The organism is Rhizobium sp. SEMIA 4085 (genome assembly GCF_013004495.1).
GTDB classification, from domain to species: Bacteria; Pseudomonadota; Alphaproteobacteria; order Rhizobiales; family Rhizobiaceae; genus Rhizobium; species Rhizobium gallicum.
Genome location: NZ_JABEPH010000168.1, coordinates 1 through 12,358 on the forward strand (window position 1 = coordinate 1; position 12,358 = coordinate 12,358).

Consider the following 12,358-nt stretch of genomic DNA (forward strand, 5'->3'; position numbering starts at 1 on the left):
TTCCGCGCGCAGTCCCTCGTCGGCGGCGTCCGATGGGTACAAGAGGCAGGCTGATGGTCGTCTGGTACTTCCTGCTGATCCGCCCGCAGCGCGCCCAGGCCAAGAAGCGTGCAGAAACCTTAAGCGCGATCCGCCGCGGCGACCAGGTCGTCACGGCCGGTGGCCTCGTCGGTAAGGTAACGAAGGTCGTCGACGACAAGGAACTTGAAGTCGAAATCGCTGATGGCGTGCGCGTTCGCGTGGTCCGCAGCGGCATCGCCGACGTTCGCGTGAAGGGCGAGCCCGTAAAGGCAGACGCTGCGTAATTCCGGCAGGCAGATCCAGCCGGATCAGAGGTGTCGAGACTGAAATGCTCCATCTTTCCCGTTGGAAAACAGTTCTGATCTGGCTCATTGTCTTTGTGGCGGCGCTCGGCGCCGCCCCAAATCTTTTCACGGCCGTCTGGCTGCCGGGCTGGATGCCGCACAAGCGGGTGGCCCTCGGCCTCGATCTTCAGGGCGGTTCGCATATCGTGCTGAAGGCGGAGCGCTCCGACATCGTCAGGAAGCGGCTCGAAAACACCGTTGCGAGCGTGCGCGGCAGGCTGCGCGAAGCAGGAATTCGCTATACGGGCCTCGCCGGCAATGGGCAGACCATTCAGGTCCGCATCACCGATCCGAACCAGATCGATCGGGCCGTCAGCGTTCTGACGCCGCTGACCGCTGCGGCAACCGGAGCCCGGGATCCCGACGTCACGCTCTCGAAAGGCAATGACGGCCAGCTTACATTGCAAATCACCGGCAAGGCGCGCGGCCGAAGCCTGTTGGCGGCGCTCACACAATCGGTCGATATCGTTGGCCGCCGTGCCGTCGAGGCAGGCGGGATCGATCCTGTCATCGAAACCCGCGGCCCAGATCGATTGTCCGTGCAGGTGCCGGGTCTCGCCGACCCGCAGCGGTTCAAGGATCTTTCGAGCCAGGATGGCCGGCTTTCCTTCCACCTGATCGATGGCAGCATGTCGCCGCAGGATGCGATGGGCGGCACCGTGCCGGCGCGCTCGCGGATCGTCTATTCGCAGGACGACCCGCCGGACGCCTTTCTTGTAGAGCGCACGGAAGTGCTGTCGTCGGCCGATCTGAGCGATTTCCAGGTCGAGCCTGGCAACGACGAAGAGAGTTCGATCCTCACCTTTCGCATTAATCCCGAGAGTGCCAGGCGATTTGCCGAGCTGACGCAGAAGAATGTGGGGCGGTCCCTCGCGATCCTGCTGGACGATCAGGTCATTGCCGCACCTGATATCGGCGAACCGGTCGCCGGCAATAGGGGCGAGATACCGCTCAACTATTCGCAGGAGGAGACGGAAGACCTCGCCGCAATCTTGCGCTCCGGGGCGCTTCCCGTAACGCTGACGATTGTCGAGGAGCGGACGATCGATCCTGGTCTCGGCGCCGGATCCATCCGCTCCGGCCTCGTTGCAGGGTTTGTCGGCGCCGTTTTCGTGATCGGCCTGATGGTGGCGTTCTACGGTATCCTCGGCGTGATTGCCGGCGCTGCGCTTGTGGTCAACATCATGATGATCCTTGCGGTTCTCAGTCTGTCGGGAGCGCCGCTAACCTTGCCGGGTGTTGCAGGCATCGTGTTGACGATCGGCATTGCGGTCGATGCCACCGTTCTGATCTACGAACGGATCCGCGAAGAGGTCAAAGGCGGCGCGCATCTCGATCAGGCGATCGAGGTAGGTTATTCCAGAGCCTTTATGACCGTCGTCGATGCCAATATCACGACCTTGATTGCCGCCGCGATCCTCTTCTATCTGGGAAGCGATGCCATTCGCGGCTTTGCAGTCACGCTTGCGATCGGCATTCTAACGACAGCGTTCACTGCCTTCCTCTTCACGCGCCCGCTGGTCGTTGCCTGGGTGCGCCACCGCCGCTTCAAGCATCTGCCGAAGAGCGTCCACACCGATCTCTTCGACGGCACGAACATCCGATTCATGGGCATCCGCCGCTACAGCTTCACCGCGCTTGCCGCCCTTTCGCTCGTTTCCATGCTGGCCGTAACGACGATTGGCATGAATCTCGGCATCGATTTCACGGGCGGCTCCGTCATCGAGGTGAGATCAAAGCAGGGACCGGCCGATCTTGAGGATATCCGTTCGCGGCTGAGCCAACTGAATATAGGCGATATCCAGGCCAGGCGCCTTCGCGATGCCTCAAACGCCATCATCCGCATTGAAGCGCAGGGCGGGGGCGAAAATGCCGAGCAGTCGGCAATCACCCTCGTGCGCAGCGAGCTTGCGGACCAGTATGATTTCCGCCGCGTCGAAGTCGTCGGCCCCGCCGTTTCCGGCGAGCTGACGAGGACGGCGACGCTCGGCGTTCTTGCTTCGCTTGCGGCGATCCTCGTCTACATCTGGTTCCGCTTCGAGTGGCAGTTCGCCGTCGGCGCCATCATCGCGACGCTGCATGACGTCATCCTGACGCTCGGCTCCTTCGTCGTCACCGGGATCGAATTCAATCTGACGAGCATCGCCGCATTGCTTGTGATCGTCGGCTATTCGCTGAACGACACCGTCGTCGTTTACGACCGCATGCGCGAAAACCTGAAGCACTTCAGGAAGATGCCGCTACCGATCCTGATCGACGCCTCGATCAACCAGACGCTGTCGCGCACGATCCTGACGTCTGCCACGACGCTGCTTTCGCTGCTCGCGCTCTACCTCTTCGGCGGCGAGGTCATCCGCTCCTTCGCGCTCGTCATGCTTTTCGGCGTTGCCGTCGGAACCTTCTCCTCCATTTATATTGCAGCACCGGTACTGATCCTCTTCAGGCTTCGCCCGAAGACCTTCGACGAGAAAGAGGATGGGGCCACCGATGAAAAATCCGGAAAGGCCACAGTTTGAGCCATGGCTAAAGGCATCGAAATCCGCGAGGCCCATTTCCCCGGCCGCGCTCCCGTCGACACGTACGGAAATGGCGGCTTCCGCTTTGCCGATATGTCGCATCGCGGCTCCATCCTCTGCCTTCCATCCGGCATCTACGGCTGGGACATGGATATGTCGAAGGCGCTCTCCGTGGAGAGTTTCCAGAGAGTGCTGGATGAGGCAGATGACATCGAGGTTCTGCTCGTCGGGACAGGCACCGAGCTTCGCCGCTTGCCGCCGGAGCTGAAGGATGCCCTGAAGGCCCGCGGTATTTCCTCCGACCCGATGAGCACGGGTGCTGCAGTCCGCACCTTCAACATCATGCTTGCAGAATCGCGCGCCGTCGCGGCGGCTCTGATCGCGGTCTGACGATGACGGACAAACCGATGAGCAACCAGGAGATCTGCCTGGCGATGCTGCGCGACAGCGATCGCGACCGCTATCTCGCCTGCCTTTTGTCTCCGCAGGACAAGCGCGGCGCCCTGGCAGCCCTTTACGCCTTCAATGCCGAACTCGCCCGCATCCGAGATCTCGTGCACGAGCCGCTGCCGGGCGAGGTGCGCATGCAATACTGGCGCGACCTGCTGGAAGGCACCGCCCACGGCTCGACCGAGGCCAATCCTGTTGCCGCATCCTTGCTGAGCGCGATCGAAGCCCACCGCCTGCCGCGCCAGACGCTCATCGACATGATCGATGCGCGCATCTTCGATCTCTACGACGATCCGATGGAAACGCGCACCTCACTTGAAGGCTATGCGGGAGAGACGGCCTCCGCGCTGATCCAGCTGGCAAGCCTCGTCTTGTCGGCGGACGAGGCGGCGAAATCTGCCGAGGCCGCGGGCCATGCCGGTGTCGCACAGGCTATTGCCGGCATGCTGCTGCTGATGCCGCTGCACCGCCATCGCGGCCAGCTCTATATTCCGCTCGAAATTCTGAGCGCCACCGGACTCGACCGCGATAGCTTCCTGGCGGGCAAGGACAAGGCCCGCATTTCCGCTGCTATCGAAGCCTTCGTCGGTCTTGGCCGCGATCATCTCGCAAAGGCCCGTGCGGTCGTGCTCCCGCCCGCCATTTTCCCAGCCTTCCTGCCTGTGACGCTCGCCGAGCCAATGCTCATGAAGGCGCAGAAGGCTGGCGCTGCACTGTTTGATCAATCGCTGCAACAGCCGCAATGGCGCCGGCAGCTCGGCATGACGCTGGCGCTGATGCGCAAGAAAATCTGAATCTGTTCAAACTCGCGCAAGGCTCGGGCACTATAAGCGGGCAACCGCTAGACCTGAATCGGAGAAAACGGCGTTGAGCATGATCGTCTGGTCCGTCATTTTTGCCCTTGTGATCTTCCTGGCCTTCGTCGCGACCCGCATGGCCGCACGGAACAAGGATGAGGAGGGCTTTCACGATACTGGTCTCGCGATCCTGGAATTCAATCGTGCCTTCCCGCACGAGGCGATCCGCCAGCTTCAGGCGACGGCCGACGGACAGGTGGTTTTCGTGCGACTGCACGACAACAAGGCGGGCTTCATGCGCAATATGCACCGCCACTTCTCCTGCCATGTGCTGGAGCCGGGCAGGGTGCGCGTCGTCAGTTCGGAAACGGGAAGGGGCCTGGTCATCGATTTCCTCGATCACCCGCATCACAACGGCGTTTTCGAATTCGCTTCCGCCAAGGAGTCAGCCGAAGTTTCGCTTTGGCTGCTCGGCAATTACGTCGCCGACGCAGACCTTGCGCTGCCGCCGACCGAAAGGCCGGCAGCCAACAATCAGTAAAACTCAGGCGCTCTCTGCAAAGGGCGCGCTCTGGCCGAGCCATGCAGCGCAATCGGCAAGCGCGCGCTTGGCAATCAGCTGCCGCTTCAGGATGGTCTTGTCCTTGCCGCGGAAGCGCTTGACGCCCTCCGGCTTGACGATCGAGCCAGGCTGCAGGTCCGGAAACAGGCCGAAATTGATGTTCATCGGCTGGAAGGAGCGCTTGCCCGGTTCCTCGTCGGTGACGAGATGCCCGCCGGTGATATGGCCAAGCAGCGAACCCAGAGCCGTGGTCGCCGGCGGCAGCAATACCGCTTCGCCCTTGCGTTCGGCGGCGGCGAAGCGCCCCGCCATCAGCCCGACGCTGGCGCTTTCGACATAGCCCTCGCAGCCGGTGATCTGGCCGGCAAACCGCAGCCCCGGCCGCGACTTCAAGGTCAGCGACGGATCGAGCAGCGTCGGCGAATTGATATAGGTGTTGCGGTGCAGGCCGCCGAGGCGGGCGAATTCGGCGTTCTGCAGGCCCGGGATCATCCGGAAGATTTCCGCCTGTGCTCCGTATTTCAGTTTCGTCTGGAAACCGACCATGTTGTAGAGCGTACCGAGCGCATTGTCCTGACGAAGCTGCACGACGGCATAGGCTTTGACCGATGGGTTGTGCGCGTTGGTCAGCCCCATCGGCTTCATAGGCCCGTGGCGAAGCGTCTCGCGACCGCGCTCCGCCATCACTTCGATCGGCAAGCAGCCGTCGAAATAGGGCGTGCCTTCCCACTCCTTGAAGCCGACGGTGTCACCAGCGATCAGCGCGTCGACGAAGGCATTATACTGCTCCTCGTCCATCGGGCAGTTGATATAGTCCTTGCCGGTGCCGCCGGGACCGACCTTGTCGTAGCGCGACTGATACCAGCAGATATCCATGTCGATGCTGTCGCGCTAGACGATCGGTGCAATCGCATCGAAGAAGGCAAGCGCGTCCGCACCCGTTTCCTCCTGAATTGCCGCAGCCAGTGACGGCGCCGTCAGCGGTCCGGTGGCGACGATGGCCAGATCCCACTCCTTCGGCGGCAGCCCGGTCACTTCCTCGCGCACGACGCTGACGAGCGGATGGCCGTTGATCACCTTCGTCACGGCGTCGGAAAAGGCCTCCCGATCGACGGCGAGCGCCCCGCCCGCTGGAACCTGATGCTTGTCGGCACAGGCCATGATGAGCGAGCCTGCCATGCGCATTTCGGCGTGGATCACGCCGACGGCATTGCTCGTCGCGTCGTCGGAGCGGAAGGAGTTGGAGCAGACGAGCTCCGCAAGGCCGTCGGTCTTGTGCGCATCCGTGCCGCGCACGCCACGCATTTCGTGAAGGACGACCGGCACGCCGGCATTGGCAATCTGCCATGCGGCCTCCGAGCCGGCGAGCCCACCGCCGACGACGTGGATAGGGGAATAGGAAGAGGTCTTGTTCATGCGCGGCTGATATCACGCCCGGCGCGAACAGGGAACTCCCGGCGTGAAAAAGCGGAACCAGGCCGCAAATGCCACAAGACTCCGATCCCAAAATTGTGGCTGGCGATTGCACCAGGGTATCGCATGTCGCAGTCGTCGAGGAATTGCCCAGCACTTACTCCTTGGCGTCAATTCCGTCGAATCCATAGGCTCTGAAGGAGAGCGCCACGCGGATCTCGTGACGCTCGTGCCAGTCTATATCGGTGCGGCAGTCTCTGTGAAAAAGCATGGCCTCATGCCGGCACCAGTTCCGTCGCTCCGCACTCGAATTTTGCCGAAACCCTGCCGGTCTGGTTCCGTCGCGACGTCTTCTGCGGTTTGCTTGCAGCAACCAGCGCCGCTGCGGCTTGTTCGGTTTCGCTGACGATCCGCCGCAGAGCCTCGCGCGACTTTTCAGCGAATTTCCGCTGCACTGGATTGTCGTAGCTATATTGCTCGACCATGGCGAAGACCCGTGCAGCCTCCGGCTGGCGGCCTGCCGCCGCCAGTGCCACGCCTTGCTTGTAGTGCGCCTGCGCGTCGTAGGGCGAGCGTTCGACGATGCGGCCGAAAGTCCTCGCAGCCTCCTCGTAACTGCCGAGCGCGAGTTGCGTGTCTCCAAGACGCAGATAGACCGGAACCGGGTCGTCGATGCGGCCGACAAGCGCCGTGAAGCCGGCCTCGGCTTCGTGCAGCTTGCCCTTCTCGAACATCAGGCTCGCCAGCCCGAACTGCGCACCCATATGGCTGGGGACGGTCTCGAGAAGCTGCCGGAACGCCGCTTCGGCAAAAGCTTTGGCGCCGTCGCGGTACATCTGCAGCGCCTGGTCGTAGACGAAGGGGATGCTGCGGGGATGGATCACGTCACCGAGATTGCGACCGCTGCGCGTGCGGAACAATGTACAGCTGATCCGGCGCTCGTCGGGGCCGAACATGTATTTATAGGGCTCGTTGCCGCGCAGGAAGTCGTATGTCTTGAATCCGTCCGCGATCGCCCTGCGAATGCAGTAGCCATGCAGGATGAGGCCAGGCGAGGGCGTCTTCCAGGTCTCGTCGCGGCCGGGGATGTAAAAGAGGATCGACTTCTTCTGCCGGTCGACGATGTTGGCAAGTGCGCCGAGCGGCCGGTCACCGTACCACATCACCGGCACATCGAGATTGCCGTCCTTGAAGCTGTCCATCAGCAATTGGCGCGTCGCGCCGATCAGCCGTTCGGTGCGTTCCTTGCCCTTCCGCCCGATCCACTTCGTGCGCCACAGCTCGAAGAGAATATCGAGGTCGCGGTCAATGGTTTCCGGCGTCGCCATCGTGATGCGATAGTCGTCGTCGCTCTCGACCTTGCGCAGGAAGCGCCGCAGTTTCTGTCGCGTCTGGCTGCTCATCTTCTGTTCCAGATAGTCGTCAAAGCTCGGTGGCAGCGTGACGACCGGGCAGATGCAGTTGTCTATGTTCTCGGGATTTTGCGGGGAGCTGTCGCGGAACATCACCTCCGGCCCCTGCAGCGCGCCAACCAGTGCTTCGCGCCGCTGCGGAGGGCCGCTGAAATATTCCAGCTTCAGATGCGTCCAGTTCTGCCGTTTCAGATAGGCGGCAAATCCGGCGATCGCGTGCTGCTCATAGTCCGGCTGCGCGATGAAGCCAGTATAGTCGGCCGAAAAATTGCCGGCCATGATGATTTCGTCGAAAAAGGCGCCTGTCTTCTTGTCATGCTGGGTGGTGACACGCAGAGGAAAGAAGGCGACGTAGGGAGAGCGATCCTCGCGTTCGCGCAGCGCTAGAATGAACCAGCGTTTGCGATGAAAAAGATAGGACTTGAGCCATATCCAGGACAGGAAGTGCTGCGCATGAGGATCGTCCATATAGACCCGATCCCAATCATCGCGGACAGCCTCGAAGCCGGCCTCGGTGTCGATCACGTCAATGCGCATGGTCCCCTCCCAATACCCATAACACATTCGGGAGGCTTCATTCTAAGGGCAAATGCAGGGCTTCAAATATGCCGTTCGGATGAAAGGTTTGTATTAAATATGATTAGTCGCCGAGGGTTAGGAGCAGGGGCTAAAGCTCGCCGGATACATGCGAGCTTGCGTTGATGAAGCTCCAAAGCGATTGGCTGATCGAGACGATCTCGGCGATCGATTTCTCCAGCGCCGCAATCTCCTTTTCGTCGAGCTGCTCGACCTTGCCGTAGCTGATTTCCTTGTCGTCCTCGACGAAGCGCATCAGTTGCGTGCCGGAGATCTGGCCCTTGTCGTCGAAGGAATAGATGCAGTGGTTATACTTGTTGCGCATCTTGGATTCCTTCTTCATGCGCGACATGGCGTGAAGGACGGCCTTGCGGTCTGCTGCTGGCGTGGAATGCAGCTTAGCGAGGCGCTCGACCAGGTCGATCCTCGCCCGTGTCGTGTTGAGCGTCAGGAACACGACGATCGCCGCGTCCTTCTGGATTTTGAGAAGGTGGGCAATGATGTAGATCAGCAGGCTTTCCGTATTGGTCCAGACATAGTTCAGGCGGCCGACCCGCAGCAGCACGTCAGACATAGCCGCCATGAAAGCCTCCCTCCGTGATCCTCTAGTGAAACGATACTTCAGATCGCCGTGAGAGGCTTTTGATTTCTTTTGCTGACTGCTGCCATCAGCGTTCCTTGAATGCACGCGACATGCTGTCGGTGATCGGTTTCGTCAGATACTCGAAGAAAGTGCGTTCGGATGTCTGGATCAGCACGTCGGCCGGCATGCCAGGCACCGGATGAAAGCCGTGAACCCGGCTGATCTCGTCGTCGGATATTTGGACACGCACGATATAGACATCCTTCACCTGCTGGCCGGCATTCTCCTCGATCGAGTCGGCGGAAACGTAGAAGACGTTGCCGTTGAGCACCGGTGTCGTGCGCCGGTTGAGCGCGGAAAGGCGTATGGCCGCCGTCTGGCCCTCATGTAACTGGTCGATCGACGTGCGCAGTACCTGCGCTTCGATGATGAGCGGCACATGCGCGGGCAGGATTTCCATGATCGGCTTGCCGGTGGTGATGACGCCGCCTGCGGTGTGATAATAGCTGCGCACGACGGTGCCGCTGACCGGCGAGCGGATGACCGTGCGCTCGAGGACGCCTGCTGCTTCGCGAACCTGCTCGCGCACGCTGTCGAGCTCGGATTCGGCGGTTTCCAGCGCGTCGAGTGCGGCCTGCTTATTGGAGTTGACGGCGATGACCGCTTCCTGACGGAACTTGGCGACTTCCGCCTCGCTTTCATTGAGCTCGCCCGTCAGCCGCGATATATCGCCCAATGCATCGGCCATGGCGCGTTCGATCGCCAGAAGGTCGGTCCTGCGCATATAGCCGACCTTGACGAGACGCGCCTTGGAATCGCGCTCTTCGGTCAGAAGAGACAGCTGGCGCTCGAAGGCCTGCCTCTGGCCGTCATATCCCTTGAAGCGGTACTCCAGCGATTTGATGTTCTTCTCGATGAGGTTGAGCTGTTCTTCCAGCTTGATCTGCTTGCTGTGGAAAACAACGTTCTGGCTCTGGATGATCGCGTTGACGTCTGGGTCGCTCGCCTCGGCCATGACGATGTCGGGTATCTTGAAGTGGCGGGCGCCCTGGGCCTCGGCGCGCAGCCGAGCCACGACCGCTTCAAGGCGCAGGCGCCGCAGCTTCAGCATCCGCTCGTTGGAGAGCGCGGCCGTCGGGTCGAGTGTCACCAGAACATCGCCCTCCTTGACGACATCGCCTTCGCTGACGCTCATTTCCTTGATGATACCGCCTTCGAGATGCTGCACGATCTTGTTGTTGCCGGTTGCGACGAAGCTGCCCTGCGCGATGATTGCGGAGGCAAGCGGTGCGGTTGCCGCCCAGAAGCCGAAGCCGCCGAAGGAGGCAAAAAGGACGCCGAGCCCGATGATGCTGTGATAGCGGATGGAGCGCGGCACTTCGCTGTACCATTCGATCGGGTTGCCGGCCGGTTGCGGTTTTCTACTCACCATTGTCGTTACCTTCGATACGCGGCGGCTGCCGGCCGTTATTCTTGGAAAGCGCTTCCATGACCTCGGTACGCTCGCCGAACATGGCGACGGAGCCCTCCTTCAGAAGCAGGATCTTGTCGACGCACTGAAGCAGGGCGGGGCGCTGCGTGATCGTTACCGTCGTGATTCCCTTTTTCTTCGCATGGATAAGGGCACGTGCAAGCGCTGCCTCGCCCTGCGAATCGAGGTTGGAGTTCGGCTCGTCGAGAACGACGAACCTCGGATCGCCGAAGAACGCACGGGCAAGCGCGATACGCTGTTTCTGGCCGCCGGAAAGCGGAGAACCATCGGCGGCAACGATCGTCTCGTAGCCCTGTGGGAAGCTCGCGATCAGCTCGTGCACGTCGGCAAGCACGGCCGCCTCGAAGATCTGCTGGTCTTCGACGTCGTCGCGCATGCGCGATATGTTGGCCTTGATCGTACCGGGAAAGAGCTGAACGTCCTGCGGCAGATAGCCGATGCTTTCGCCGAACTGCCGTTGGTCCCAGTTGCGCAGGTCCATGAGGTCCAGGCGCACGTTGCCGGAAGTCGGCAGAATCGAGCCGACGAGCATCTTGCCGAGCGTCGTCTTGCCGGAGCCGGAATTGCCGATGATCGCCAGCGATTCGCCCTTCTTCAGCGAGAAGGAGATGCCGTTCAGGATCACCTTCTTCTGCGGCGGCGGTACGAAGAGAATACGCTCGACATCCAGCCGGCCTTCCGGATTGGGCAGCCGCAGCCGCGGAAAGTTCAGCGGCGAGGTGATCAGCAGCTGCTTGATTCTGCCGAAGGCAGACGCCGACTTGTTGAACTGCTGCCAGCCTTCGATTGCACCTTCGATCGGCGCCAGCGCGCGGCCCGAAACGATCGAGGCTGCAATCACCATGCCGCCCGTCATCTCGCCCGAAAGCGACAGATGCGCGCCCCAGCCGCGCAGCGCGACCTGCGTGATCATGCGGCAGGCCTTCGAGACGCCGGAAAAGACGATGTTCCGATCCTGCGCCGAGACATGCGATTTCAGCGAGCCGGCCGTCTCTCGGCCCCACATCTTCACCGCCTCGGGGATCATGGCGAGCGCATTGATGATCTGCGAGTTGCGCGACATGGAATCGAGGTGGAAGTTCGCGCGGCTGAGATAACCGTTCGCCTCTGCGAACTGCCGCGCCGTGAACTTCTGGTTCAAATAGGCGATGACGAAGAGCACTGCGCAGCAGGTCATAATGATGAGACCGAGATGTGGATGCACCAGATAGACCACGACGACGAAGAGCGGCATCAGCGGTGCATCGAGAAAGGCGATGAGCGTGCCCGAGGTCAGGAAGGACCGCAACTGCTGCAGATCCTGCAGCGTCTGGTAGTCCCTGCCGTTGCTGTGCAGCGATGCGCGAGCGGCGGCACTCAGGATCGGCGCCCCGAGTTGCACTTCGAGCTCGACCGCCGTGCGCATCAGGATGAAGCGCCGGATCGAATCCATGAAGGCCTGCAGGATGACGGCGCCCAGAACGGCAACCGTGAGCATGACCAGCGTGTCGATCGAACGGCTCGTCAGCACGCGGTCGGAAATCTGGAAGAGATAGAGAGGGATCGCAAGCAGCAATACGTGGATGGCGATCGTGAAGGCCATGACGATGACCATGTTGCGCCGGACAGCTGCAATACCCCTTGCGAGGCTAACGGCAAAGTTCACCGGTTCGCTACGCTTGTGGAAGCTGGCGCCGCCACCGCCACCACCGCCGCCACCGCCAAAATCGGGGGTCTTGCCGTTGTTGCCGCCGTCGTTGCGCTGGCGGCGCTCGTTCTCCCTGATTGGCCCGCGATTGCCGTCGATCGTCTGGCCGAAGGGAATAGCGGGATTGGCCTTTGCCTCGCTCTGATCCCCCGGCGTCTTGAGCGGTACGACGGGCGTGTCAGGCGTTGTCTTGGCAACGGTTTGCCCGGCCTTCGCCTGTTCCGTCGACCGCTCGGGACCCGGGATGGCGCGCGAGCCTAGCGGGATCAGCGGGACCGTCTCCTCGGCTGGATTTTCGATCGACTCGGGGGCTTTTTCGGCCTTCGGCTCTGCGGGCCGAACGGTTTTTGCCGGCGGCGTCTGGTTCTTCCTGGGCTTCCGCCGGCCCCCAACGGCCTCCTCCAGTGCCGTCAGGTACGCATCCGTCATCGCTTCGTCTTCCCCGCCCGGACCTCCCACCCCCGGCCCGCTGTCGCCCGACGCAAGTTAGTTTTTATATGTAGGA

The 12,358-nt window shown here is 61.6% G+C and carries 8 protein-coding genes and 2 pseudogenes; 5 read left to right on the forward strand and 5 right to left on the reverse strand.

From position 1 onward, the window contains the following. Positions 1–32 precede the first annotated feature (32 nt). The 5 genes from yajC (at position 33) to C9413_RS17505 (ending at position 4,669) form a co-directional block, all read left to right on the forward strand. Positions 33–305, forward strand: coding sequence for a preprotein translocase subunit YajC (gene yajC / locus C9413_RS17485; RefSeq protein ID WP_246703773.1), 273 nt, complete (start codon positions 33–35; stop codon positions 303–305). Positions 306–349: 44 nt separating this feature from the next. Then, entirely contained in the window at positions 350–2,881 is a 2,532-nt protein-coding gene (secDF, locus tag C9413_RS17490; protein WP_170250685.1) for a protein translocase subunit SecDF, read from the forward strand. Between the two features lie 3 nt (positions 2,882–2,884). Continuing rightward, positions 2,885–3,271, forward strand: a complete 387-nt coding sequence (locus C9413_RS17495; protein WP_039844721.1) for an Mth938-like domain-containing protein — start codon at positions 2,885–2,887, stop codon at positions 3,269–3,271. Between the two features lie 2 nt (positions 3,272–3,273). Beyond that, positions 3,274–4,125 (forward strand): phytoene/squalene synthase family protein, encoded by an 852-nt coding sequence (locus C9413_RS17500; RefSeq protein WP_039844722.1) that lies wholly within the window; start codon positions 3,274–3,276, stop codon positions 4,123–4,125. Positions 4,126–4,198: 73 nt separating this feature from the next. Next, positions 4,199–4,669 carry a hypothetical protein gene (locus C9413_RS17505; RefSeq protein ID WP_039844723.1) on the forward strand — a complete coding sequence of 157 codons (471 nt, stop codon included), beginning with the start codon at positions 4,199–4,201 and terminating at the stop codon, positions 4,667–4,669. Positions 4,670–4,672: 3 nt separating this feature from the next. On the opposite strand, the pseudogene trmFO reads toward C9413_RS17505, so the two are convergent. The 5 genes and pseudogenes from trmFO to C9413_RS17530 all read right to left on the reverse strand — a co-directional run. Beyond that, positions 4,673–6,106: pseudogene (gene trmFO, locus C9413_RS17510) on the reverse strand (methylenetetrahydrofolate--tRNA-(uracil(54)-C(5))-methyltransferase (FADH(2)-oxidizing) TrmFO). Between the two features lie 272 nt (positions 6,107–6,378). After that, a complete protein-coding gene (locus tag C9413_RS17515; RefSeq protein WP_170250686.1) occupies positions 6,379–8,052 on the reverse strand; it encodes a GNAT family N-acetyltransferase in 1,674 nt (557 codons plus the stop codon). Positions 8,053–8,182: 130 nt separating this feature from the next. Next, complete coding sequence (locus C9413_RS17520) at positions 8,183–8,674, reverse strand: hypothetical protein (protein WP_039844726.1); 492 nt, start codon at positions 8,672–8,674, stop codon at positions 8,183–8,185. A gap of 85 nt (positions 8,675–8,759) precedes the next feature. After that, a complete protein-coding gene (locus C9413_RS17525; protein WP_052451511.1) occupies positions 8,760–10,106 on the reverse strand; it encodes an HlyD family type I secretion periplasmic adaptor subunit in 1,347 nt (448 codons plus the stop codon). After that, positions 10,096–12,291, reverse strand: a pseudogene (locus C9413_RS17530) (type I secretion system permease/ATPase); the annotation flags it as partial. The gene C9413_RS17525 and the pseudogene C9413_RS17530, both read right to left, overlap by 11 nt. Between the last annotated feature and the right edge of the window lie 67 nt (positions 12,292–12,358).